Source organism: Sphingorhabdus sp., from assembly GCF_029865925.1.
In the GTDB taxonomy this organism is placed as follows: domain Bacteria; phylum Pseudomonadota; class Alphaproteobacteria; order Sphingomonadales; family Sphingomonadaceae; genus Sphingorhabdus_B.
The window spans coordinates 1-21,835 of record NZ_JARXAI010000023.1; the positions used below are offsets into that span (position 1 = coordinate 1).

Genomic DNA, 21,835 nt, shown 5'->3' on the forward strand with positions numbered 1-21,835 from the left:
GTCAGCCAAGGCTTAGCCCTCGGCCTTTTCTTCGGTTGCTTCTTCTGCAGCAGGCGCTTCTTCGGCGGCAGGTGCTTCTTCGGCAGCAGCTTCAACAGGTGCAACTTCTTCGGCGGCAGGCGCTTCTTCGGCAGCGGTTTCAGCAGGCGCAGCTTCTTCAGCGGCAGGCGCTTCTTCAGCTACAACTTCAGCAGGCGCAGCTTCTTCAGCGGCAGGCGCTTCTTCAGCTACAACTTCAGGCTCTGGCTCAGGTGCTGGTGCAGCAGCAGCAGCTGCTGCTGCTTCTTCAGCTTCAGCAATCTTCGTTGCCTTGTCTTCAGCGCGATCCTTGGCTTTCTGGCCTGGTTCACCCTTGTTCGGGTTGCTCTTGACCTTGCGCTCTTTGACGCCAGCGATGTCAAGGAAGCGGGCAACGCGGTCCGATGGCTGCGCACCAGCCGCGAGCCAATGCTTTGCACGCTCGGCGTCGATGATCATACGCTCTGCGCTGTCCTTTGGAAGCTGTGGGTTATAGCTGCCAATACGCTCGATGAACTTACCATCGCGCGGCGCACGGGCGTCGGCTACGACGATTTTATAATAAGGGCGCTTTTTCGAACCACCCCGCGACAAACGCATTGATAATGCCATAAAACTAACTCACCTTTCTTAAAATACTAAAAACTAAACAATAACTTATTTCTTTTTATTAAGAAGTCTTGCGAGGTCGGGTGGCATGCCGCCACCGCCCATTCCTGGTAACCCGCTTATGCCAGGCGGCATTGCGCCGGGCGGAAGGCCATGCATCCCCTCCATAGCACCACCCAAATCTCCGCCACCACCTAAGCCGCCTTTTCCGCCGAACATGGCGGCGAGGCCCTTGAGACCACCCATCTTCCGGATGCGTTTCATGGCACCAGCCATTTCCTGATGCATTTTGATCAGCTTGTTAACGTCTTGCACCGTCATGCCGGAACCCTTGGCGATACGAATTTTTCGTTTGGCATTCAGCAATTCTGGCTTGGCACGCTCTTTTGGGGTCATCGAGCCAATGATGGCATCCATGTGCACGAGCAACTTGTCATTCATGCCGCTGGCGTCCATCGCCTGCTTGGCCTTTTTCATGCCGGGCATCATGCCAGCAAGCGCGCCCAGACCACCCATTTTGGTCATCTGGCGGAATTGTGTACGCAGATCGTCCATGTCGAACTGACCCTTGGCCATTTTGGCCGCAAGCTTATCCGCATCTTCCTTTTCAACCATTTCGGACGCGCGTTCGACCAAGCCAATAACGTCACCCATGCCAAGAATACGGCCAGCAACCCGGCTTGGGTTGAAAGCCTCAATCGCGTCAAGCTTTTCGCCGACACCTGCAAATTTGATTGGCTTGCCGGTAATGGCGCGCATCGACAGGGCAGCACCGCCGCGTGCGTCACCGTCCATGCGGGTCAGCACGATACCCGTCAGATCAACGCGCTCGCCGAAGCTTTTGGCGACATTAACGGCGTCTTGACCGGTGAGCGAGTCGACCACCAGCAGAATTTCCTGCGGTGTCGAAACCTTTGCCACCGCCTGCATTTCGTCCATTAACTGTTGATCAACATGCAAGCGACCAGCGGTATCGAGGATGAGGACGTCAAAACCCTGCAGTTTTGCCGCCTGCATCGCGCGCTTGGCGATATCGAAAGGCATTTGCCCTTGAACGATTGGCAGAGTCGCCACCTCTGTCTGCGAACCAAGCGTGGCCAGTTGCTCCTGCGCAGCGGGACGATTGACGTCAAGCGAAGCCATGAGGACTTTTTTGCCCTGCTTAGCCTTCAGCATCTTGGCGATTTTTGCAGTAGTCGTGGTTTTACCCGAACCCTGCAGACCAATCATCATGATAATCGCAGGTGGCGCAACTGCCAGATTCAGATCGCTTTGTTCAGCGCCAAGCATCTCGACAAGCGCGTCGTTGACGATCTTGACGACTTGCTGCCCAGGCGTGACCGATTTCAGCACCTGCGAGCCAACGGCTTGCTCGGTTACCTTGTCGACAAACTCACGCACGACAGGCAGCGCAACGTCCGCCTCAAGCAGGGCAACACGCACTTCGCGCATCGCTTCACGCACATCGGCTTCGTTCAACGCACCGCGACCGCGCAGGCGGTCAAACACACCTCCCAAGCGGTCGCTTAGCTTGTCAAACATCAACATTCCTTACCAATGCGCCTCAATTGAGACATAAACGAACAAAAAGCCGGTGAGCGAATCTTCGCCAACCAGCTTGGAAACTACGGATTTCCATCAAATATGAATGGCGAGTAGCTCGCCTTGGAGTTTCGAATAGCCACTGGCGCACAAGAAAGCAAATTATTCCGCGAGGCCAAAGACCTGTAGAGCATAGCATGAACGGTGGACACTGCGCCTTGCACCTCCTAAATCGCCCAACATGGCGATGGGCGAATTCCACAAAATGCATGGACTGGGTAATGACTTTGTCATTATTGATGCCCGCGCATGCCCGATGGAAATGTCGCCTGCCCGCGCGCGGGCGATTGCCGACCGGAAGCGCGGCATTGGCTGCGACCAATTAATCCTGTTAATCCCATCGGATGTCGCAGACGTCGCGATGCGCATTTTTAATCCGGATGGCGGCGAAGTAGAAGCGTGCGGCAACGCCTCGCGCTGCGTGATTGCACTGTTGAAAAAAGACCTTGAGATCGAAACCAAAGGCGGCCTGATTTCTGGTCAGTTGTCCGACAATAACGTCACGGTCGCGATGGGCGAAGCAAGGTTTGACTGGCAAGCCATTCCACTTGCCTTTGCCATGGACAGTGCTTCGATGCCCTTAGCATGGGAAGAACTCGAAAACCCCATGGCGGTCAACATAGGCAACCCGCATGCTATTTTCTTTGTAGATGATGTCAACGCAGTTGATTTGGCAAGACTTGGCCCCATCATCGAGCACGACTCCGTTTTTCCCGAGCGGGCGAACGTCAACGTCGCCTCTATCGACGGCAATGAAATCCGTCTAAACGTATGGGAGCGCGCTGCTGGCTTGACTGGAGCGTGCGGTACCGGGGCATGCGCCACCGCAGTTGCTGCCGTCCGGCAAGGTAAAGTCCAATCGCCGGTGATCGTCCACCAATCGGGCGGGACATTAACCATAGAATGGGCACCAGGAGAACCGGTCGTCATGACTGGCAGCGCGACCTATGTCTTCACAGGACAAGCGAACTGGGACGATTTTGGATGAACGCCCCACTGCAAAAACCTGAAGTCATCAGCATGGGCTGTCGCCTTAATCTTGCCGAGAGCAACGCCTTGGCTGAGCAGCTTGCTGGCCATGACGACATTGTCATTATCAATAGCTGTGCCGTGACCAATGAGTCTGTCCGCCAAACGCGGCAAGCCATTCGCCGAGCACATAAGCGCCGCCCTGATGCGCGGGTGTGGGTGACTGGCTGCGCGGCGCAGGTCGAGCCTGAAACGTTTAGAAACATGCCGGAAGTTGCTGGCGTGTTCGGTAATCATGAAAAACAGAATGCTGCATTACTGCGCGAGATAATTGATCGCCCCGATCGACCCGTCGTCGTGTCCGACATTATGACCATCGCGCAAACCGCGCCGCATCTTGTGACGGCATATTCAGGAAAGACACGCGCGTTCGTGGAGGTGCAAAACGGCTGCGACCATCGCTGCACTTTCTGCATCATCCCTTATGGCCGTGGCAATAGCCGTTCGGTCCCCGCGGGCAGCGTTATCGACCATATCCAAAAGCTTATGGATACGGGTTTTCAGGAGGTCGTTTTAACAGGCGTCGACGTCACCAGCTATGGCCATGATCTTCCGGGACAGCCAAATCTGGGTGCGCTTGTCGAACGCATCTTGAAGCTCGTGCCCGACCTTCCGCGTCTTCGGCTGTCGTCAATCGATGGTGTTGAAATTGACGCACGGTTGTTTGACCTGCTGACCGGCGAAGCGCGACTGATGCCGCATGTCCATTTGTCCTTGCAGGCTGGTGACAACCTGATCCTGAAGCGCATGAAACGACGCCATAGCCGCGAGCTGGCCATTGACCTTGTCGCGCGGCTTAAGGCAAAAAGGCCGGATATCTCCATTGGCGCCGACATCATCGCCGGTTTCCCGACCGAAGATGACGCGATGTTCGCAAATAGCGTCGACCTTATCCATCAATGCGGTATCGTCCACGGGCATATTTTTCCATATTCGCCCAAAAAAGGTACCCCTGCGGCGCGCATGCCGCAATTACCACCGCAAATCATCAAGGTCCGCGCCAAAGCACTTCGTGACACGGTCGCTGTCCAGAAAACTGATTGGATGAATAGCCTTGTAGGCACAGTTCAGAATGTTGCTGTCGAAAGTGGTGGCTTGGCTGGTCATGCGGAAAATTTCGCCTATCTCAAGCTCGATAGGATAATGGCAGAAGGCAGTATCGTCGCGGCCCGCGTTACGCATACCCAAGACGGCAATTTACAAGCAGAGGTTATCGAATGAGCGAGAATGCTGGGTGGACGGACCGTTTGTTCGGCGGCCTCAAAAAAACGTCAGGCAAGTTGACCGAGAATATCGCCGGGCTTGTAACAAAGGCAAAGCTTGACCCTAGCGATCTCGACGAGATCGAAGATGCATTGATTGCGTCTGACCTTGGCCCCGCAATGGCATCCCAGATCCGCGAAAAAATAGCTGCCGGCCGCTTTGACAGGGGTGTAGATGCCGATGGCATAAGGCAGATAGTAGAGGATGAAATCGCCGCTGTGCTTGCGCCTGTGGCCTCTCCGCTTGAAATTGATGCATTCCCGCGCCCGCAAGTGATCTTAGTCATTGGCGTAAATGGTTCAGGCAAAACCACGACCATCGCAAAGCTCGCCAATCTGTTCTTGGAACAAGATTACGGTGTCATGCTGGCGGCGGGTGACACATTTCGCGCAGCCGCGATTGGGCAGTTGAAGATATGGGCCGAACGCATCGGTGTGCCGATTGTAACTGGACCAGAGGGCGGTGACGCGGCGGGGGTTGTGTTTGACGCAGTCAAAAAGGCGACTGCAGAAGGAATTGATGTGCTGATCGTTGATACCGCAGGCCGGTTACAGAATAAGCGCGAGTTGATGGATGAACTGGCAAAGATTCGCCGCGTGCTAGGCCGCTTGAACCCTGCCGCCCCGCACAATGTTGTTCTCGTGCTTGACGCCACAACCGGTCAAAATGCGTTGTCACAGATTGAAACCTTTAAGGAGGTCGCTGACGTGACTGGACTTGTAATGACGAAATTGGACGGCAGCGCGCGCGGCGGGATATTGGTAGCCGCTGCAAAGCAATTCGGCCTGCCCATTCACGCTATCGGTGTGGGTGAGTTGATTGACGATCTGCGGCCGTTCAATGCCCAAGACGTTGCGCGCGCAATCAGCGGGGGGTCATTATGAGCGGAGCCCCATCAGCAAAAAAACCATCCGGTACGCTGAACTTCGTTCTAGATTTCGGGCCGCTTTTCTTGTTCTTTGTTGCTTCAAAGTTTGGTAGCTCAGATACTGATCCCAAACAGGGTGCAATTGTTGGCACAGCAGCTTTCATGGCTGCAATCCTCGTTGCAGTGATCGTATCAAAGCTCAAACTCGGCAAGATTTCGCCGATGCTAAAATTAACCGCCGCGCTGGGCGTATTTTTTGGGGCACTGACGATCTGGTTCCATGATGAACGCTTCATCCAAATCAAACCGACCATCATCTATGCGTTTTTCGCCATTCTGCTGCTCGGTGGGTGGTTGCGCGGCAAAGCGATGCTGAAATATGTTCTCGAACAAGCCTATCAGGGGCTTGATGAAAAAGGCTGGATGAAACTGTCGTTAAGCTGGGGTATATTTTTCTTCATACTGGCAGGGCTAAATGAAATCTTTCGGCGGCCCGAATGGTTTTCGTTCGATACATGGCTTTCGATCAAAGTGTGGGGCGTGTCCGCCCTCACCTTTTTGTTCGCTTTGGCAAATATACCCATGCTGATGCGCCATGGCCTGAAGCTCGGCGATGATGCCGAGCTTCCACCACCGGCGTAATTCTCATTCTTGGTCGGCGCGTGACGCTCCGTCGCCGTCCAGATTTTCCGCCACGAATTCCCAGTTTACAGCGTTGTTAAGCAATGCATCGACATAGTTCGGGCGAGCGTTACGGTAATCCACATAATAGGCATGCTCCCACACATCGATGGTCAGCAATGGCTTCATATCGTGGACCACTGGCGTATCGGCATCGTGCAGTGACGTAATTTTAAGCGTTTCGCCATCAAGGATCAGCCATGCCCAGCCGCTGGCAAAATGTCCCGTAGCTTCCTCTTTGAATTGGGCCAACATGCCTGCATGGCTGCCGAAACCTGCGTCGATCATGGCTTTTAATTTGCCCGATGGCGCCTGCCGCTCGGGTGAGAGGCATTTCCAGTAAAAGCTGTGATTCCAGATTTGTGCCGCGTTGTTAAACAGACCCTTTTTATTTTGCGCTTTTGCAGCCGCAATAACTGCAATCAAAGACGCACCCGACAAGGCGGCATTGTCCGCAAGCAGCGTGTTAGTTTTGTCCACATAGGCTTTGTGATGTTTTCCATGATGATAATCAAAAGTCTCTGCGGAAATAAGATCACCAAAGGCAGATTTGTCGTAAGGGAGTTCAGGGAGAATGAAGGACATAGCTTATCTTTCTGTATCAGACGTTCCAAAGCAAACGCACCGAGGCGGCACACGTTCCGCCCGTCACGCACTACTAATGCAGAAATTATGTGACAAGCCTCTGCCACCCAGATAGGCAGCAACCTATCAGGGGCAATACCACCTGAATGCCTACAGGAGGAAAAAATGGCGAAATTTTTTGGAAATCTACATCTGGTGCTGGTCGCCGGTCTGGTGCTGTCATTAGCAGTCATGTTCGGGCTGGACAGTGATAGCTTAACCGCGCAATCGGTCACGCGTTGGCTGCACACATTCTTTGGGATCGTCTGGATCGGCTTGTTGTACTACTTCAACTTCGTCCAAATCCCCACGATGCCGAAAATCCCTGCTGAGTTGAAGCCGGGCATTTCGAAACACATCGCGCCATCAGCGCTGTTCTTTTTCCGCTGGGCGGCAGCGCTCACGGTGTTGCTTGGCCTCATCATTTCGGTTCAGGCCGGCTATGCTCATCAGGCCTTCACGCTGCAAGATCCTTACAAGCTGATCGGCGTCGGCATGTGGCTTGCTGTCATCATGGCTTTCAACGTTTGGTTCATCATCTGGCCAAACCAGAAGAAGGCACTTGGCATCGTTGAAGCGGATGACGCAACAAAGGCAAAGGCAGCAACAACCGCGATGATGACATCGCGTTTGAACACATTGCTGTCGATCCCGATGCTCTACACGATGGTCAGCTTCAACGGCGGCTAATTGATAGACATCAGATTTCAAAAAAGGGGTGGCAAATGCCGCCTCTTTTTTTATCCCAAAAGATCATGTTTCTTCAACGTATGACGCAGTTGGTCATAGCTGAGGTTCAGCGCCTTGGCAGTTTGCCGCTGATTATACCGACATTTTGCAAGTGCTTGCTCTAGAACGGCTTTTTCAAATTTCTCGGTCGCCTCGCGAAAGTCAGTCACATCAACCGCTTGACTAAGGTCGGTTGAGAAACGCGGCTCAGCAATATTGTTCTGCTTATCGGCTTGCCCTTGCATCGGAGCAGATGCAACGCCGCCATGCCATGGGCTATCAAACGGATCGAACTGGATGTAATCCACCGGCTGCGCTGGGTCAGCCCAGCGATACACCGCGCGTTCGACAACGTTACGTAATTCGCGCACATTGCCCGGCCAGATATGGTTTTCCAGCGCGCGGATGGCAATTTCACCAAATCCCGGCCAACCGTCCCAACCCAGTTCCGCCGCCATCTTGCGCCCATAATATTCGGATAAAACCTCGATATCGCCCTCACGCACACGCAGCGGCGGCAGAGTGATGACTTCAAAGCATAGCCGGTCGAGCAAGTCGGCCCTGAATCTGCCCTTTTCGACCATATTGGGGAGATGTTCGTTGGTCGCGCCGACGATACGGACATCGACATGCACAGGCCGCGACGACCCGATACGCGTAACCTCGCCATATTCGACCGCGCGCAACAGTCTCTCCTGCGCGCCCATGCTTAATGTGCCAAGTTCATCCAAAAATAACGTGCCGCCGTCCGCCTCTTCAAACCGGCCCTCGCGTGCACGCGTTGCGCCGGTAAAAGCACCTGCCTCATGGCCAAAAAGCTCGGCCTCAATCAATGTTTCGGGCAACGCTGCACAGTTAATCGTGACTAACGGCCCGTCCCATCGCGTGCTCAGGCGATGAAGTCGCTCGGCAATCAACTCCTTACCGGTCCCGCGCTCGCCGACCACCAATACCGGCCTATTTAGCGGCGCGGCGCGACTCGCACGCTCCACCGCGTCCAAAAATGCGGACGACTGACCAATAAACTGAATGTTATCCCGATCCATTCTCAAATATTGGCATATTTCACCATAGAGTGGCAATAATTACCAGCGGCCTACCGTCACATTTTTCAAAAAATGACCAAATGCAACAAAAACGCGAAATGGCACGGTCCCTGCAAGGCATTCTACAAGTCGGCAAAACACCGGCATGCAACAGATGGAAAAAACAAAATGCGCAAAAATATTGAGATCAGCAACGCCCCAAACGGACAAGAAAGCCATCTCTCGCTGGCAGTCGCTTTGTCGATCAGTATGATCTTTACCAGCTATGCCGTCTCGCTCCTCAACCATCGCGACGCCGGTGAGAAGAATACGCAAACTTTGACCTATAGGTCGTTCGTTGCCAGCTATCTTGCCTGATATCGGAAGCCTGCGACCGGAGTGCCCCAGCCTCCCCCAGATAAAGCACCCGGTCGCCCCCTATTTTACTAAAGTCGCCAATAAACATTATCGGAGTTACCCAATGGGCATATTTTCACGAACCCGCGATATCATCGCCGCCAATGTGACCGATCTCCTCGACAAGTCGCAGGACCCAACGAAGATGATCCGAATGATCATCCTCGAAATGGAAGAAACGCTGGTTGAGGTCCGCGCTTCTGCCGCGCGCACCATTGCTGACCAGAAAGAGCTGCGCCGCCATATCGACAAACTTAACACGCTTGAGGCCGACTGGACGGACAAGGCCCATCTGGCGCTGTCAAAGGATCGTGAGGACCTTGCAAAGGCCGCGTTGCTGGAAAAGCGCAAGGCAACTGACATGAAGGAACAGCTGACTGAGGAAGTCGATGTTCTGAACGACGCACTCAAGGCATCCGAACAGGATATTCACAAGCTACAGAAGAAGCTCGCCGACGCCCGCAGCCGGCAAAATGCGCTGATGACGCGCCTGGAAAGTGCCGAGAACCAAGTCAAGCTGCGTACGATGTACAATGGAGACAAGGTTCGCGAAGCTTTTTCTCGGTTCGACGTCCTCGAACGCCGCGTTGACGAGGCGCAGGGATATGCGGACTCGCTCGCCATAGGCGCAGATGGTCCGCGCAGCTTAGGCGATGAAATAGCGGCACTCGAGACCTTCGACGTTGTCGATGCCGAGCTTGAGGAAATGAAAAAGGCCATGAACGCCCGACAGAAAACGGAAGGCTAACCCATGGCAGCAGATATATTAGTCCCTGTCATGGTAGTAGGAATGCTGTTTGTTGCAATCCCATGGCTCGTACTCCATTATGTGACGCGATGGAAAACCGCGGCAACGCTTACCAATGATGATGAGCGTATGCTTGGCGACATGCATGAACTGGCCCGCCGGCTTGAAGATCGCCTTGAGACGGTGGAACGTTTGCTCGCGCATGAAAATCCGGAGTGGCAGCCACGTCGCATTGACCTCGATACACCGGATTTTGACCCAAAAAATGTTGGCAAGCTGGAAAGGAACTGCTGAAATGTCAGGGAAACACACCAAATTCTATCTCGACAAGCAAAATGCCAAATGGAGGGGCGTCTGCGCTGGGATTGCGGATTATACTGGCGTTGACGTACTTTGGGTTCGCTTGGGCGCAGTGATGTTTACGCTTATGGGCGGCTTTCCCTGGACGCTGATTGCGTATGTGATCACGGCGTGGATGGCACATCAGAAACCTATTCAACTCTACACGGACGACCGTGAAGAGCAGAAATTCTGGCAAGGTGTGCGTCAGTCACCCGCCCGCACCACTCGCGACATTCGCTCACGCTTTCGCGAGATCGATCACCGGCTGGCCGAGATGGAAACTTATTATGTCAGCAACAACAAGCAGCTGGCCGAAGAAATCGAAAGCCTGCGCTGACCCCACAAGCGTCATTGACTACACCTAGGAGGACTTTATGGGCCCATTTGAAATGGTCGTTGCGATCATCCTAATCGTCACCGTCGGCAAGATTATCCAGACAAAGCAAAAGGCCAAGCATGGCATTGTCCAGGACCAGGATTTTATGGGTACAAAAACCCACCAGCTGTTGAACAGTGCAGAAACGCGGGAGATGCGGGACGAGATACGCGCACTAAAAGAACGCACTCAGGTGCTTGAGCGTATCGCAACGGACAACAGCAGCGCGAACGATCTTAATCGTCAGATTGAGGAATTGCGCGACCGGTAACGGCGTGCGGAAAGAAAGATAGGAACAATGGAACAGTATCCCAATTTCTATATCATTATCGGTATTTTTGCTGTGCTCATGGTCTCGATTGTTTCCGCGCTTGGGTTGCACGGGTGGCGCGACTGGATTGCTTTGAAGCATGCAGAACTAGATAAGATGCGCCGCGGCAGCGACACGCCAAGCGAGCTGTCAGCCACATCGCGTATCGAAGTTGCCGATTTGAAAGAACGCGTCAAAAGGCTTGAGGCTATCGCAGCAGGGATTGATATCTAACCCCTTCCCCCATATGCGATAACGCATGAACACACTTACCGACATTCAAGAAGAATATGAATTTTTGGAGGCGGACGACCGCTATCGTCTATTAATCGACCTTGGTCGCGACCTGGCACCTATGCCGGATGCGCTCAAAACTGATGCCACTTTGGTCAGGGGTTGCTCGGCAAGCGTTTGGGTCTATCCGGTGATAGACGAAGGACAGCTCTCTTTTTTGGCCGATAGCAATGCTGCCATCACTAAAGGCATCATCGCGCTTGTGCTAAAGACTGTTGACGCGAAAAACGCCGCAGAAATTTTAGGCACTGATATCGAGAATGCCCTCGCTCCGTTCGATTTGAAGAACCAATTGAGTTCAAACCGCACACAGGGCATTCCCAATATGATATCGCTGATTAGGGAAACCGCCGCTCGCTTCGCAGGCTGAGCAGGCCGCGCGCTACCCCTTCCACGCGCGCCGTTCTTCTGCGACGCGTAACACGTCATAGGCAGCTTGGCCCGCATGAAACGCCTTCGCGGCATCGGCGTTGCCGGGGTTCACGTCAGGATGGGTTTCCTTGGCAATCTTGCGCCAAGCCTTTTTCGCGTCCTCAAAGTTGGTATCGCTTTCGAGCCCTAATATATCGAGCGCGTTCATTTCGTCGCGGCTTCGGCTGCCATCGCCGGACCCGGCCCAACCATAATGCGCCGATTCCTTATAACCTGAAGAATCGCGGCGCTCATTGGCCTCGCGCTCTTCGGCTTCTTCCTTAGTCAGTCCCTCAAAATAATCATATCCGCGATTATACTCACCGGCATGTTCCTCACAAAACATCCAGCGATCTGGACTATTCGGAGATTTAGGCGCGGGGCAATTACCTGCCCTGTTGCAGCCATAACGGTCACACAGACGCACTTGCTGCGCCTCACTGCTACTTCCATAGCCGCGCCAGCGGGGAAAACCCCAGTCATTTCGTCGCGTAGATCGCACCATGCCGTCGACTTAGCTGCGGCATGCCTATTTTGCTAGGGGCGTAAACGCAAATTATGCGCCGGACAGTGCGCCTGTTGCTCCGCCTCCAAAAAATGTTGAAAACAGAAGGCCGATTATGATGCCTGACACAATCAAAGAGAGGACGACATAGATGAGCACAATGACCACGGTGAAGCCTGCCACCTTTTCCTTGGGCACCCCTAAAACTGGCTGTAGCCCGAGATAAATGAGATAAACCACATACACGTTTGCTGCAAATGAAACTAACGCGCCCATTATGGGTATCCAGCTTACCAAACCAGCCAGCCAAGTTGGAGTTGACGCGTAGGTTAATAGCTTCAACGATTGGTGCAAATCTGACTTGCCATTGAAGCTGGGAGATACGGAGTTGACGATGATCCCCATCAGATAAAGAGTGATGAGCGACAAAATATATCCAATCACCGACATCGCCGCGATTGCCGCAAAACCGATGGGTATAGCGCCCCCACCAAGCAGACTTGCACCACTGATACCCAACGCACCTGTAAACAGGATCCCTGCAGCCATTGGAATAGCTGCCAATATCGCCGCATAGCCGCCAAAGAGGCCACCTATGGATGCTGTCTCCCGCGAAATAATGCTCCATTCCTCGGTTGGTTTTAAGATGACATTCTTAGCGCGATCCAAAATTGACATTGACTTACCCCTCCGAAGTTTGTTCGTGACTCAACTGAACATATTGAGACCAATATGTAAATGTTGACGTTCGCGTCACTTTGGAGGGGTGTATGATATTTATCTCAAGGATTTTAGTTGCAGTAATCGGGGTTGTCTCTTTGCTTGGAGTTGCCCAGCATTGGTTTAGCCTTGACGCTGTCTTTGCCGAACGCGGCCTGCAGGCCGTGGGTGAAGTTGGTCGCGCGAACTTGCGTGCAGATATTGGCGGGCTGTTCCTGGGGATCTCGTGCCTAACGCTGTTTGCTGCGGTACGGCAGCACCAAGGCGCAATCCTCGCCGCTGCAGTATTGTTGGCGGCAACATTGGTTGGACGCTTTGTTAGTGTTGCGATCGACGGTTATAGCGCGCCTGTCGCACCACCGATGATTGTTGAAGCGATACTTATTGCAATATTGCTGTTCGCTTATCGCGCGTGGGGTAAAAAGCCAGAGGGTCTGTAAGCCGGGTTCTGTCCTCCGCTTCGGCCGAAACCGAGGCGGATGTGCGACCATTCATCTAGGCAACGCATTGCTGCGCCGCTCATGCAACCAACCCGGGCGACTGGCAGGAGGATGCCATATGCCGCCCCTATTCGGTTTTGCTCCCGGTGGGGTTTGCCATACCATTTCTGTTACCAGAAACGCGGTGCGCTCTTACCGCACCCTTTCGACCTGGCCGCATCGAAATGCGGTGGACTATTTTCTGTGGCACTTTCCCTAAAATTGCTTTCGCCGGACGTTATCCGGCACCGTTCCTCGCTGGAGCCCGGACTTTCCTCCCCTTAGCAGTTACCCGCTAAGCGGCGGTCGCCCAACCCTCTGGCAAAAGTCAGATAGCAGACCCGCCCTCAACCGCCAAGAGCAAGCTGAGCAGGATAGCGCGGCACTCGCCATCAACGACACCATCAATGTTTTCGGGCCGGAAACGCCGCTGGAATGCCGCAGTCGCTGCACGCCCGTCATTTATGCCATAGCCATAGCGTTCAAGCGCCAGCAAAAATGCGGCGTCCGGCCAACCTGGGTCAACCAAGTTCGCTCTCGGTCGCAGCACGGCACATCCAAGTTTTGCCAGCCGTTCCCAGTCAAATAACTCGCCCGGATCTTCCTTCCGGGTTGGTGCGACATCGCTGTGCCCGACGACATTGTGCGGATCAATTCCGTAAGTACGAACCAATTCTGCAACCAGCCGCGTTTCCGTGTCCATTTGGGCTTCCGGAAATGGGCGATATCCAAATTCGTGGCCGGGATTGACGATTTCAATGCCGATACTGGCACTATTGCAGTCTGTGACACCGCGCCAATAAGATAGCCCAGCATGTTGCGCGCGTTGTTCCTCGCGTACCATATGCACCAGCTGGCCATCTTCATCGACCACATAATGGGCCGATACCTTGGACGCAGGGTTAGCCAGCCAGTCAATCGCAGCTGCGCCAGACTGCATTCCAGTGTAATGGAGCACAAGCATGGTGATAGGCAGGTTGCGTTCGCCAAAATTGGGTGATGGGTTCCAGATCATGGTCATAGCCCGACCATAGGTAAGTCGAAGGGTGCGTGCAATATAAGGCAGCGCTATAATCGCTCTTTTAACTATGTGCGGATCAACGCCCCTATCACAAGATGCTCAGCATCAGGCTCAGCCAATTGGATCATACCGCCACCCTTTTGCGCGAGCGCTTGCGCCATCCAAGCCGCCGCGGTGCGCGAATCTACTTCCGAAGGGTCAATACGCCCCGTCAACGCGTCACGGATTTTTGTATCCATAAACACTTTGGGGCCGCTGGCTCGAATGACGATTTCCTGTTCGCCTTCTCGCGCCTCGGCACCAACAAACAATGTCCCGCCACGGACCAATGATTCATCTGCCAGCAGCACAAGATTCAAAAGGATTTTAATTGCCCGCTTTGGCATCATTTGCGCAGGTACCGCCCATTCAAGCGCAGTGCGTCCGCTTGACGTCACCAGCGGCTCAATCACCAGCTTAGCTTCTTTGGGGTCCACGTCAGGGCCAAATCCGCCCGCAGCGCCAAAGGCCAAGCGGAAGAATTTCAGCTTGTCTGCTGCGGCCTTCGCACTTTCCGCAAGCAAGTCCATGCACCGCTGCCGCATTTCAGGATCATGCTCGTCCGCGAGAAGCTCAAGGCCATTATTCATCGCACCGACAGGACTTAAAAGATCATGACAAAGACGCGAGCAAAGTAGGCTGGCAAAATCGATTTCAGTCTCGGGCATGAATAATATTTCCTGAAGGTGTCGGGCGTTATGCGGCAGCTTGTGGACTGAGTTTGAGGGCGTTTCAACCCTCCACGACCAAAGTTACTGGCGTAAATCCGGTAACATGCCCCTCCATGACTGCGGGCTGCCAAGCCGTTATTGTACGCCGGGCGATTATCAACCAAAAGTACCCATCGGCTGCCGCCTGTGCGACGTCCGTTGCAGAGGGTTCTTCAAGGCCATTTGGGTGCGAGTGAAAATATCCCAGCAAGGGCAACCCGCCTGCCCTTGCATCCTTATGAACCGCTATCAGCGCAGCCGGATTGATTTCAAAATTTCGGCTTGGGTCAAGTGCGACATTCTCTGTCAGCGACACCTCGGCAACCCTGCCATCCATGCCCCGTAACAATCCGCAGCACTCCGCGTAACCCGCGCTTTTGGCCCAGTCGAGAAGTTGTTGCCAGTCGTTGCTTGATAAACGCAGGATCATTACCCATGTGTATGCCATGGTTGGGGAAATTACCACATTAACGGGTGTTTTGGGCGCGGGGCGTCTTGATAGCGCGCTTGCGGCTGCGCTGCCGCAATACTCCCGGGCACGTATTCAGGCGCTCATTTCAGATGCAGCTCTGCGTATTAATGGCCAAATTTTCGACGACGCAGGCAGCAAGAAAATGTCCGGTCAGACATTTGAGCTGAATATCCCTGCCCCCGTGCCCGACAAGGCAATAGCGCAAGACATTGCGCTCAATATGGTTTTCGAAGACGAACATCTCATCATCGTCAACAAGCCTGCCGGGCTCGTCGTTCACCCTGCCGCTGGCCATAGCGACGGCACACTCGTCAACGCCCTTCTGCACCACTGCCATGGCAAGCTATCCGGCATTGGCGGCGTCCAACGACCTGGAATTGTGCACCGTATTGATAAAGACACGTCAGGCCTTCTGGTCGTAGCCAAAAGCGATGCCGCGCATGAAGGCCTCGCAAAGCTCTTCGCCGCGCATGACATTGAACGCAAATATATCGCGATTGTGAGTGGAATCCCGGCCCCGCCTGCTGGCACGGTGCGAACGCAAATTGGCAGATCAACCAGGAATCGCAAAAAAATGGCAGTGCTGGCGGACTCAAAAGGTCGGCGCGCCGTCACGCATTACCGCATGGCGCAGGCATTTGCGAAAACAGCGATGGTTGAGTGCACGTTAGAAACAGGCCGCACGCATCAGGTGCGCGTCCATATGGCACATATCGGCCATCCACTCATTGGCGATAGCGTCTATTCTAATCGACAAAACCATTACAGAATCGGTCCAAATCACGCCAAATTCGACCGGCAGGCATTGCATGCGGCCTCTTTGGGGTTTATTCATCCCATCACCGGCGGAACATTACGGTTTGAATGTGGTATACCAGAAGACATGCAGCTTCTGTTAAGGCAGCTTCAACTATAAAGGTTTTAAAGGGAACGCTTTGCCATCGGGTGCTTGAGGAGGCCCGGCGGAAAGCACAATGAAAGAGGAAAACATGTCTGCTAAAAAGAATGTTCCGGCTACGATACCTGCCCTTGGGGGGGATGCGAGCCTTAATCGCTATCTAAGCGAAATCCGGAAGTTTCCGGTTCTTAAGCCTGAGCAAGAATATATGCTTGCCAAGCGCTTTCAAGAACATGGCGATACCAAAGCTGCCGAGCAGCTGGTGACGTCGCACCTTCGTCTCGTATCAAAAATCGCTATGGGCTATCGCGGCTACGGCCTGCCGGTGTCTGAATTGATTTCCGAAGGCAATATCGGATTGATGCAGGGCGTGAAGAAGTTTGATCCCGACCGTGGTTTCCGCCTCGCGACCTACGCTATGTGGTGGATCCGTGCGTCAATGCAAGAATTCATTCTGCGCAGCTGGAGCCTCGTAAAAATCGGCACCACGGCGGCGCAAAAGAAGCTATTCTTTAACCTGCGCCGGATGAAGAACAACTTGCAGGCGTTTGAAGACGGCGATTTGAACCAGGAAGCGTTGCACAAAATCGCAACCGACTTGGGCGTCTCCGAAGAAGAAGTGAACAACATGAACCGCCGTATGGCGATGGGCGGCGATACGTCATTGAACGTACCCATGCGCGAAGACGGCGACGGTCAGTGGCAGGATTGGCTCGTTGACGACACGCCATTGCAAGACGAACGCGTTGCCGACGCCCAAGAAGGCGACATGCGCCACGCTTTGCTCTCCGAGGCGATGGACAGCTTGAATGAGCGCGAGAAGCACATTCTCACGCAGCGCCGCTTGATTGAAGAGCCGCAGACACTGGAAGAGCTGAGCCAGACCTATAGCGTCAGCCGCGAGCGGGTGCGCCAAATTGAAGTGCGCGCCTTTGAAAAGCTGCAAAAGGCAATGCTCCGTATCGCTGGCGAAAAGCGTCTACTTCTGGCGTTTTAATCCGCTATAAAAACAGGTGACGGGCGAAAGGCACTGCGCTAGTTTTTGTGCATGATAAAAACAAAGCGCTCGCTTTCCGCCCGTTTCTTTCGCTCCAGCTTCAAAGCGGCTCTCTATTTCGCGGGCGGCAGCATCGCGCTTACCGCGATCTATACCGTGGTCCCTGTTCCCACAACGCTGACGATGCTGTTTGACAGCAATGGTGCAACGCGGGACTGGACCCCAATTTCAGATATATCTCCCAATCTGGTGCGTGCGGTCATCGCCGCTGAAGATGGGAAATTTTGTAGCCATGACGGCTTTGACCGCGAGGCTATCGAAAAGGCCCTTACCCGCAACAAGCAAGGCGGACGCATGCGCGGTGGTTCTACCATTAGCCAGCAAACCGCGAAAAATGTTTTCCTGTGGCAAGGATCTGGCTGGACCCGCTATTTACGCAAAATTCCTGAGGTATACTTCACCTTCCTGATCGAAAACATCTGGGGCAAACGCCGCATCATGGAAGTATATTTGAATGTCGCTGAAACGGGTATCGGTACATATGGCGCGGAGGCCGGCGCGCAACGCTATTTCCAGAAATCCGCAAAGAACCTTACCCGCACGGAGGCAGCTCGATTGGCCGCAATCTTGCCTCTACCCAAAAAACGCCCGGTAAACGGCGTCGGCGGCTTTACCCGTCGCTATGGCAACAGCATCTCCGCCCGAAGCCGCGTTGTCAAACGTGACGGCCTCGACAGCTGTATCTACACATAAAAAAGGGCGGGGCCGAAGCCCCGCCCTGTTTACCATTAGTATATTGGGCACTTAGAAGCTTAGCTTTAAGCCAACACGAACGCCATAAAGCGACTGCCGCGTCACCAACGCTTCGTTTGGAGCGATGACGTTAGAGTAGCGATATTGCGCACAATTTGCTGTCGAAGCAGTGTTTGTTACACCCGTACCTGGCGCTGTTCCCGTTGCGACAGGCGCGCTGAGGCATTGAACTGTAACCACAGCAGCAGTGTATGGGAACGATACCTGACGCAATGAACCCCAATCCTTATTGATCATATTCAGCACATTTTCGATATCCGCGAACAGACGCAATTTTGCATTGCCTACGAGCAGCGGGAGCTCTTGGCTGATGGAAAGATCAATTTTGAAGAAGTCTGGCGACTGTTGTGTGTTCTTGCCGATAATCTTCCCACGATATTTGCCAATGCCAAGTTGATCCACAAGGCCATTAAAATTCGTCTCATTCGCTGCGGAATCAAATGATACGCGGCTATCGCCAGCAGTCGGCACATAAAGGAGCTGACGGCTGCCATTTCCAACAGTCCCGAAAACTACTGACCGTGAAGTCGTATCGTTCATAATCACACTGTAGGGACGGCCAGAACGATATTCGCCAAAGAGCGAAAGGCGAGTTTTGTTTTCGCCAAAGAATGCTCTGTTGAAATCGACGCCAAATTTCCACTGGTCCTTGATCTGATAAATCGAGGTGCCGTAGGCTGCAAAATTCGGATTAGAGAATGCATTGTTAGAATACAACGAACCGGCTGTAGCCGAAGTGATGGCATTGGTGTCTTTAACGTCCGAGCGGGTGTAGCTGGCGTTGACCGACAGGCCCCAATCCCACGACTTAGCCAATCGCGCCACGCCTATGTATGAGCGACCGCGCTGTTCATTGGTCATCAACAGATCTTGGTTGGTAGTCGCAATTCCCTCTAAAGGCGCGAAGCGCCGGCGGCCATCGGGAAGCGTGCCGATGTCAACCGAGCGCGCGTCGGTCCACTGATAAGCCTCAATAACATTACCATAAAGTGCATCAACGCCAAACAACCAACCGTCGCCAAGCGGTCCGAGATCCGCATCATAGTTAACGGACAGAGTTGCACGCGCCTGACGTGCGGTCGAAATATTGGGATCAATTGCGTTTACGGGTGCAGCAGCCAAGGCTGCAACGTTGGTAGCGGTAAATGCACTCACTGTCGCAGGTATCTTTCCTGTCACGCCGGTGAGAGAAGCCGCGCAAAAGGTTGGGTCGGCTGGAGAGACGTTGCAAGTCGCCGAAGTGGCATTACGCTGAATGTCGATCGCATTTGTCCGCTGCCCAGTGTTTGAATAGCTGTTCGACAGGAACACATCCGGCGTTCCGCCAGCAAAAATCCCAATTCCGCCGCTAACGACGAGACGATCTGACGCCTGCCAGTTAAACCCAATGCGTGGTTGGAACACGCCCTCATCATCGAACGTCTTGGTGTTAGGAAAGTTTTGACGTGTAAAGAAGTTCGTATTCAAGGGCACTGCCGTTGGGTTGTTATATAAATCATAACGGAGGCCGAAATTCATTTCTAGATCTGGAAAAACCTCCCAATCATCTTGAATACCGAAGGTGTAAGCACGACTGGTGAAACTGGCTGCCGCGTCGTTCGCATCAAGGCTTGGAACGGCTGCACCGAAGCGCAAACGACTTGCGATGCGGTTTTGGAAATCAGCGACCGAGTCAAAGTAAAAATCACCCAACGACCTTTGCAAGAACAGGTTGAAGGTGTTAATTCTAGAGTAACCAAAGGTTGCCTTAATGCTATGGTCTCCCGCATCTTTCCGTGCGGTAAAGTCGATTGAAAGGTTTTCGGTATTCAATTTATTCGAATGACGACTTACGTCAGGTCCGAAGAATAAACGCGAGCTGCCACACGTTGTGAAGGTACTCGCAACGCTGGTCACTGAAGTTGGGTCGAGACACACTTCGAATTGAGGGAATTCTCGGCCACCAAAAGGTGTTTGATCACGGTTATAGTCGCGATAGGAAGCCCGAACTTCGGTCGAAAATGTGTCGGTCCATTGCGAGTTCAGCTGGAACACGCCTGAGTTCACTTCCTCGGCCAGTTCATATCCATTCGAGAACAAACCCAAGGCGAATGCAGGCGTCAGGAAGGTATTCTGCTGAAACTGCTGAGTACCAACGTTGCGGATGTAGGTTACTGAAGCACGATGGTCCTCATTGATGTTCCAGTCCAATTTGGCGACGTATTTCTCGTCTTCCTCAACCGCGTTTTGGATTTGACCAAGCGTATCGTAATTGTATACCGACTTTGCAGTCGCGCTAACTGCATCGATTTGCGCCTGCGTAATCCCTGGAACCTGGTTGGAGTATCCAGCACCCACACCATCGTCAAACGGATCTGATTCCTTCGTCTTTTCGTATCCAAACATAAAGAACAGCTTGTCTTTTACGATTGGCCCCGAAACGATACCGCCATATTGCTTGGAATCAAATTTCAACGCAACTTGTCGATCCCGCGTTTTGTCGCCCGTCAAACTTTGGTCGGTGTAAGTATAGAAAGCTGAACCGGAGAAGTTATTCCCGCCAGACCTTAAAACAACGTTAATCGCGCCACCCTGAAAGTCGCCCTCTGAAATGTCGAAAGGAGCCACTTTAACGGAAAGTTGCTCAATTGCGTCAAAAGGCACGGGACCCCGCGAGGTAGGCAAACCACCGTTATTCAAACCAAAATCATCAGAGAACTGGACGCCATCAACCGAGAACCGATTTAAGCGGCCATTTTGGCCTGCGATTTCGATTGTACGACTGTTCGCAAGGTCAATGGTCACAAATGGATCACGCCGTGCAATATCGCGAATATCACGGTTAATTGAAGCTATGCCTTCGATATCTTCGCGATTAAACGCGCTTATCGGTCCGTTGCTAGTCTCGGTAGCACCACGAAGAGCGGACGCCGTCACGACGATTTCGCGTTGTGTTTGAAGAACAACCGGCAAACGAAAGCTCTGGCCAGCGCTCAAGGACAAATCAGTTACTTGAGCAGTCTCGTAACCAGTTGCGTCAACACTGACCGTGAAAGGTCCGCCAATACGAAGTCCGTTTGCGCTAAAATTACCAGCATCGTCGGTCAAACTTGTAGACGTCGTTCCGGATGGCACATGAACGACGGTAACAGTTGCACCGGCAACTGGCCCAGCATCACTCTCAACAGTACCGCGAACCGAAGCTGTTGTTTCCTGGGCGAATGCAGGCGTTGCGAACGCCGAAGCGATTGTTAACGCGGCAGCGCTAGCAGCGAGATAAAAACGAACTTGCATGGATAGACCCCTTTGAATTTAATCCCCGCCCGAGGCGCGCAATCGGGGAAAAAACCGAATCACGCATACGAAAGGGGCCGAACGCTCCCTTGGAACCAGAAAATGTCAGTAAAGTGACAGTCTGACCTAGAAGCCGGTCATCGTTTAGCCGACAGCAAGGTGGAAGCAAAGTTTTGCGTTACCGCAAATTGTGCCTAGCAGCATTGAAGTGCATTTTGCGCGCAAATGTGGCCAGTTTGCCACAGTCAATTGGGTCTTGGCTTAAGCGGCGTCCTCTTTATCCGCCTTAGCAGAGTTGGCGTATACCAGCACCGGTGTCTTGCGGCCTTCCACAACGTCCTTGTCGACAACAACCTCATCAACGCCGTCATAGGTCGGCAGGTCAAACATGGTGTCCAACAAAATAGCCTCAAGAATTGAACGCAGTCCGCGCGCGCCAGTTTTACGCTCGATCGCCTTTTTGGCGACCGCTTCAAGCGCATCATCGGTAAAGCTGAGCCCTACGTCTTCCATCTCGAACAGCTTGCGATACTGCTTCACGAGCGCGTTTTTCGGCTCCGAC

Annotated in this window: 24 protein-coding genes, 1 other RNA gene and 2 pseudogenes; 15 read left to right on the forward strand and 12 right to left on the reverse strand. The window is 53.3% G+C overall.

Annotated features, from left to right (window positions below; translation table 11 throughout):
* Positions 1-168: 168 nt before the first annotated feature.
* Positions 169-630: pseudogene (rpsP, locus tag QE270_RS01870) on the reverse strand (30S ribosomal protein S16); the annotation flags it as partial.
* Positions 631-675: 45 nt separating this feature from the next.
* Positions 676-2,169, reverse strand: a complete 1,494-nt coding sequence (ffh, locus tag QE270_RS01875) for a signal recognition particle protein (protein ID WP_300034310.1) — start codon at positions 2,167-2,169, stop codon at positions 676-678.
* Between the two features lie 247 nt (positions 2,170-2,416).
* Between ffh and dapF the strand changes: the two genes are divergently transcribed.
* From dapF to QE270_RS01895, 4 genes are read left to right on the forward strand one after another with little or no spacing between them, the layout of a single operon-like run.
* Positions 2,417-3,217 (forward strand): diaminopimelate epimerase, encoded by an 801-nt coding sequence (dapF, locus tag QE270_RS01880; RefSeq protein WP_300034376.1) that lies wholly within the window; start codon positions 2,417-2,419, stop codon positions 3,215-3,217.
* A gap of 8 nt (positions 3,218-3,225) precedes the next feature.
* Positions 3,226-4,479: a tRNA (N(6)-L-threonylcarbamoyladenosine(37)-C(2))-methylthiotransferase MtaB gene (gene mtaB / locus QE270_RS01885; protein ID WP_300034379.1), complete on the forward strand. Its 1,254-nt coding sequence runs from the start codon at positions 3,226-3,228 to the stop codon at positions 4,477-4,479.
* Positions 4,476-5,405, forward strand: a complete 930-nt coding sequence (gene ftsY / locus QE270_RS01890) for a signal recognition particle-docking protein FtsY (RefSeq protein ID WP_300034313.1) — start codon at positions 4,476-4,478, stop codon at positions 5,403-5,405. The genes mtaB and ftsY overlap by 4 nt, the downstream gene beginning before the upstream one ends.
* The gene (locus QE270_RS01895; RefSeq protein WP_300034316.1) at positions 5,402-6,031 is read left to right on the forward strand and encodes an inner membrane-spanning protein YciB; all 630 of its coding nucleotides are present in this window, start codon (positions 5,402-5,404) and stop codon (positions 6,029-6,031) included. Before ftsY ends, QE270_RS01895 begins: the two co-directional genes overlap by 4 nt.
* Before the next feature lie 3 nt (positions 6,032-6,034).
* Here the strand turns inward: QE270_RS01895 and QE270_RS01900 are convergent, their stop codons facing one another.
* Positions 6,035-6,655, reverse strand: a complete 621-nt coding sequence (locus QE270_RS01900; RefSeq protein WP_300034319.1) for a superoxide dismutase — start codon at positions 6,653-6,655, stop codon at positions 6,035-6,037.
* A 165-nt stretch (positions 6,656-6,820) separates the two neighbouring features.
* On the opposite strand from QE270_RS01900, the gene QE270_RS01905 reads away from it, so the two are divergent.
* Positions 6,821-7,384 (forward strand): urate hydroxylase PuuD, encoded by a 564-nt coding sequence (locus QE270_RS01905; protein ID WP_300034322.1) that lies wholly within the window; start codon positions 6,821-6,823, stop codon positions 7,382-7,384.
* Positions 7,385-7,434: 50 nt separating this feature from the next.
* On the opposite strand, the gene pspF is transcribed toward QE270_RS01905, so the two are convergent.
* Positions 7,435-8,469 (reverse strand): phage shock protein operon transcriptional activator, encoded by a 1,035-nt coding sequence (gene pspF, locus QE270_RS01910; RefSeq protein ID WP_300034325.1) that lies wholly within the window; start codon positions 8,467-8,469, stop codon positions 7,435-7,437.
* A 168-nt stretch (positions 8,470-8,637) separates the two neighbouring features.
* Here pspF and QE270_RS01915 point away from each other — a divergent pair, with 168 nt between their 5' ends.
* The 7 genes from QE270_RS01915 to QE270_RS01945 all read left to right on the forward strand — a co-directional run bounded on the left by QE270_RS01915 (position 8,638) and on the right by QE270_RS01945 (position 11,305).
* Positions 8,638-8,826 (forward strand): hypothetical protein, encoded by a 189-nt coding sequence (locus QE270_RS01915; protein WP_300034328.1) that lies wholly within the window; start codon positions 8,638-8,640, stop codon positions 8,824-8,826.
* A 103-nt stretch (positions 8,827-8,929) separates the two neighbouring features.
* The gene (pspA, locus tag QE270_RS01920) at positions 8,930-9,613 is read left to right on the forward strand and encodes a phage shock protein PspA (protein WP_300034330.1); all 684 of its coding nucleotides are present in this window, start codon (positions 8,930-8,932) and stop codon (positions 9,611-9,613) included.
* A gap of 3 nt (positions 9,614-9,616) precedes the next feature.
* Entirely contained in the window at positions 9,617-9,907 is a 291-nt protein-coding gene (pspB, locus tag QE270_RS01925) for an envelope stress response membrane protein PspB (RefSeq protein ID WP_300034333.1), read from the forward strand.
* A 1-nt stretch (position 9,908) separates the two neighbouring features.
* Entirely contained in the window at positions 9,909-10,292 is a 384-nt protein-coding gene (gene pspC / locus QE270_RS01930; protein WP_300034336.1) for an envelope stress response membrane protein PspC, read from the forward strand.
* Positions 10,293-10,329: 37 nt separating this feature from the next.
* The gene (locus tag QE270_RS01935; RefSeq protein ID WP_300034339.1) at positions 10,330-10,602 is read left to right on the forward strand and encodes a hypothetical protein; all 273 of its coding nucleotides are present in this window, start codon (positions 10,330-10,332) and stop codon (positions 10,600-10,602) included.
* A gap of 27 nt (positions 10,603-10,629) precedes the next feature.
* Entirely contained in the window at positions 10,630-10,875 is a 246-nt protein-coding gene (locus tag QE270_RS01940; RefSeq protein ID WP_300034342.1) for a hypothetical protein, read from the forward strand.
* A gap of 25 nt (positions 10,876-10,900) precedes the next feature.
* Positions 10,901-11,305, forward strand: coding sequence for a SufE family protein (locus QE270_RS01945; protein WP_300034345.1), 405 nt, complete (start codon positions 10,901-10,903; stop codon positions 11,303-11,305).
* 12 nt (positions 11,306-11,317) lie between these two features.
* Here QE270_RS01945 and QE270_RS01950 read toward each other — a convergent pair whose 3' ends face one another.
* The 6 genes from QE270_RS01950 to QE270_RS01975 all read right to left on the reverse strand — a co-directional run bounded on the left by QE270_RS01950 (position 11,318) and on the right by QE270_RS01975 (position 15,250).
* A complete protein-coding gene (locus tag QE270_RS01950) occupies positions 11,318-11,851 on the reverse strand; it encodes a J domain-containing protein (protein ID WP_300034348.1) in 534 nt (177 codons plus the stop codon).
* 51 nt (positions 11,852-11,902) lie between these two features.
* Positions 11,903-12,529 carry a Yip1 family protein gene (locus QE270_RS01955; RefSeq protein ID WP_300034351.1) on the reverse strand — a complete coding sequence of 209 codons (627 nt, stop codon included), beginning with the start codon at positions 12,527-12,529 and terminating at the stop codon, positions 11,903-11,905.
* A gap of 463 nt (positions 12,530-12,992) precedes the next feature.
* An RNA gene (gene rnpB, locus QE270_RS01960) (RNase P RNA component class A) lies at positions 12,993-13,372 on the reverse strand.
* 6 nt (positions 13,373-13,378) lie between these two features.
* The gene (locus QE270_RS01965) at positions 13,379-14,071 is read right to left on the reverse strand and encodes an N-acetylmuramoyl-L-alanine amidase (RefSeq protein ID WP_300034355.1); all 693 of its coding nucleotides are present in this window, start codon (positions 14,069-14,071) and stop codon (positions 13,379-13,381) included.
* A 65-nt stretch (positions 14,072-14,136) separates the two neighbouring features.
* Entirely contained in the window at positions 14,137-14,778 is a 642-nt protein-coding gene (locus tag QE270_RS01970; RefSeq protein ID WP_300034358.1) for a histidine phosphotransferase family protein, read from the reverse strand.
* 64 nt (positions 14,779-14,842) lie between these two features.
* Positions 14,843-15,250 (reverse strand): M67 family metallopeptidase, encoded by a 408-nt coding sequence (locus QE270_RS01975; RefSeq protein ID WP_300034361.1) that lies wholly within the window; start codon positions 15,248-15,250, stop codon positions 14,843-14,845.
* A 16-nt stretch (positions 15,251-15,266) separates the two neighbouring features.
* Here QE270_RS01975 and QE270_RS01980 point away from each other — a divergent pair, with 16 nt between their 5' ends.
* From QE270_RS01980 to mtgA, 3 genes are all read left to right on the forward strand, one after another.
* The gene (locus QE270_RS01980) at positions 15,267-16,208 is read left to right on the forward strand and encodes an RluA family pseudouridine synthase (RefSeq protein WP_300034364.1); all 942 of its coding nucleotides are present in this window, start codon (positions 15,267-15,269) and stop codon (positions 16,206-16,208) included.
* Between the two features lie 73 nt (positions 16,209-16,281).
* Positions 16,282-17,187: an RNA polymerase sigma factor RpoH gene (gene rpoH / locus QE270_RS01985; protein WP_300034367.1), complete on the forward strand. Its 906-nt coding sequence runs from the start codon at positions 16,282-16,284 to the stop codon at positions 17,185-17,187.
* 51 nt (positions 17,188-17,238) lie between these two features.
* The gene (mtgA, locus tag QE270_RS01990) at positions 17,239-17,940 is read left to right on the forward strand and encodes a monofunctional biosynthetic peptidoglycan transglycosylase (protein ID WP_300034370.1); all 702 of its coding nucleotides are present in this window, start codon (positions 17,239-17,241) and stop codon (positions 17,938-17,940) included.
* Between the two features lie 51 nt (positions 17,941-17,991).
* On the opposite strand, the gene QE270_RS01995 is transcribed toward mtgA, so the two are convergent.
* A complete protein-coding gene (locus tag QE270_RS01995) occupies positions 17,992-21,273 on the reverse strand; it encodes a carboxypeptidase regulatory-like domain-containing protein (RefSeq protein WP_300034373.1) in 3,282 nt (1,093 codons plus the stop codon).
* A 261-nt stretch (positions 21,274-21,534) separates the two neighbouring features.
* Positions 21,535-21,835 (reverse strand): annotated as a pseudogene (locus QE270_RS02000) (ATP-dependent Clp protease ATP-binding subunit ClpX); the annotation flags it as partial.

Coding starts and splice junctions, on each gene's coding strand:
- pspC (WP_300034336.1), top strand. CDS start 9,909: ATGTCAGGGAAACACACCAAATTCTATCTCGACAAGCAAAATGCCAAA.
- pspA (WP_300034330.1), top strand. CDS start 8,930: ATGGGCATATTTTCACGAACCCGCGATATCATCGCCGCCAATGTGACC.
- QE270_RS01965 (WP_300034355.1), bottom strand. CDS start 14,071: ATGACCATGATCTGGAACCCATCACCCAATTTTGGCGAACGCAACCTG.
- rpoH (WP_300034367.1), top strand. CDS start 16,282: ATGTCTGCTAAAAAGAATGTTCCGGCTACGATACCTGCCCTTGGGGGG.
- pspF (WP_300034325.1), bottom strand. CDS start 8,469: ATGGATCGGGATAACATTCAGTTTATTGGTCAGTCGTCCGCATTTTTG.
- dapF (WP_300034376.1), top strand. CDS start 2,417: ATGGGCGAATTCCACAAAATGCATGGACTGGGTAATGACTTTGTCATT.
- QE270_RS01895 (WP_300034316.1), top strand. CDS start 5,402: ATGAGCGGAGCCCCATCAGCAAAAAAACCATCCGGTACGCTGAACTTC.
- QE270_RS01905 (WP_300034322.1), top strand. CDS start 6,821: ATGGCGAAATTTTTTGGAAATCTACATCTGGTGCTGGTCGCCGGTCTG.
- ffh (WP_300034310.1), bottom strand. CDS start 2,169: ATGTTTGACAAGCTAAGCGACCGCTTGGGAGGTGTGTTTGACCGCCTG.
- QE270_RS01995 (WP_300034373.1), bottom strand. CDS start 21,273: ATGCAAGTTCGTTTTTATCTCGCTGCTAGCGCTGCCGCGTTAACAATC.
- QE270_RS01980 (WP_300034364.1), top strand. CDS start 15,267: ATGGTTGGGGAAATTACCACATTAACGGGTGTTTTGGGCGCGGGGCGT.
- QE270_RS01945 (WP_300034345.1), top strand. CDS start 10,901: ATGAACACACTTACCGACATTCAAGAAGAATATGAATTTTTGGAGGCG.
- ftsY (WP_300034313.1), top strand. CDS start 4,476: ATGAGCGAGAATGCTGGGTGGACGGACCGTTTGTTCGGCGGCCTCAAA.
- QE270_RS01955 (WP_300034351.1), bottom strand. CDS start 12,529: ATGTCAATTTTGGATCGCGCTAAGAATGTCATCTTAAAACCAACCGAG.
- QE270_RS01900 (WP_300034319.1), bottom strand. CDS start 6,655: ATGTCCTTCATTCTCCCTGAACTCCCTTACGACAAATCTGCCTTTGGT.
- QE270_RS01950 (WP_300034348.1), bottom strand. CDS start 11,851: ATGGTGCGATCTACGCGACGAAATGACTGGGGTTTTCCCCGCTGGCGC.
- QE270_RS01915 (WP_300034328.1), top strand. CDS start 8,638: ATGCGCAAAAATATTGAGATCAGCAACGCCCCAAACGGACAAGAAAGC.
- pspB (WP_300034333.1), top strand. CDS start 9,617: ATGGCAGCAGATATATTAGTCCCTGTCATGGTAGTAGGAATGCTGTTT.
- QE270_RS01935 (WP_300034339.1), top strand. CDS start 10,330: ATGGGCCCATTTGAAATGGTCGTTGCGATCATCCTAATCGTCACCGTC.
- QE270_RS01940 (WP_300034342.1), top strand. CDS start 10,630: ATGGAACAGTATCCCAATTTCTATATCATTATCGGTATTTTTGCTGTG.
- QE270_RS01975 (WP_300034361.1), bottom strand. CDS start 15,250: ATGATCCTGCGTTTATCAAGCAACGACTGGCAACAACTTCTCGACTGG.
- QE270_RS01970 (WP_300034358.1), bottom strand. CDS start 14,778: ATGCCCGAGACTGAAATCGATTTTGCCAGCCTACTTTGCTCGCGTCTT.
- mtgA (WP_300034370.1), top strand. CDS start 17,239: ATGATAAAAACAAAGCGCTCGCTTTCCGCCCGTTTCTTTCGCTCCAGC.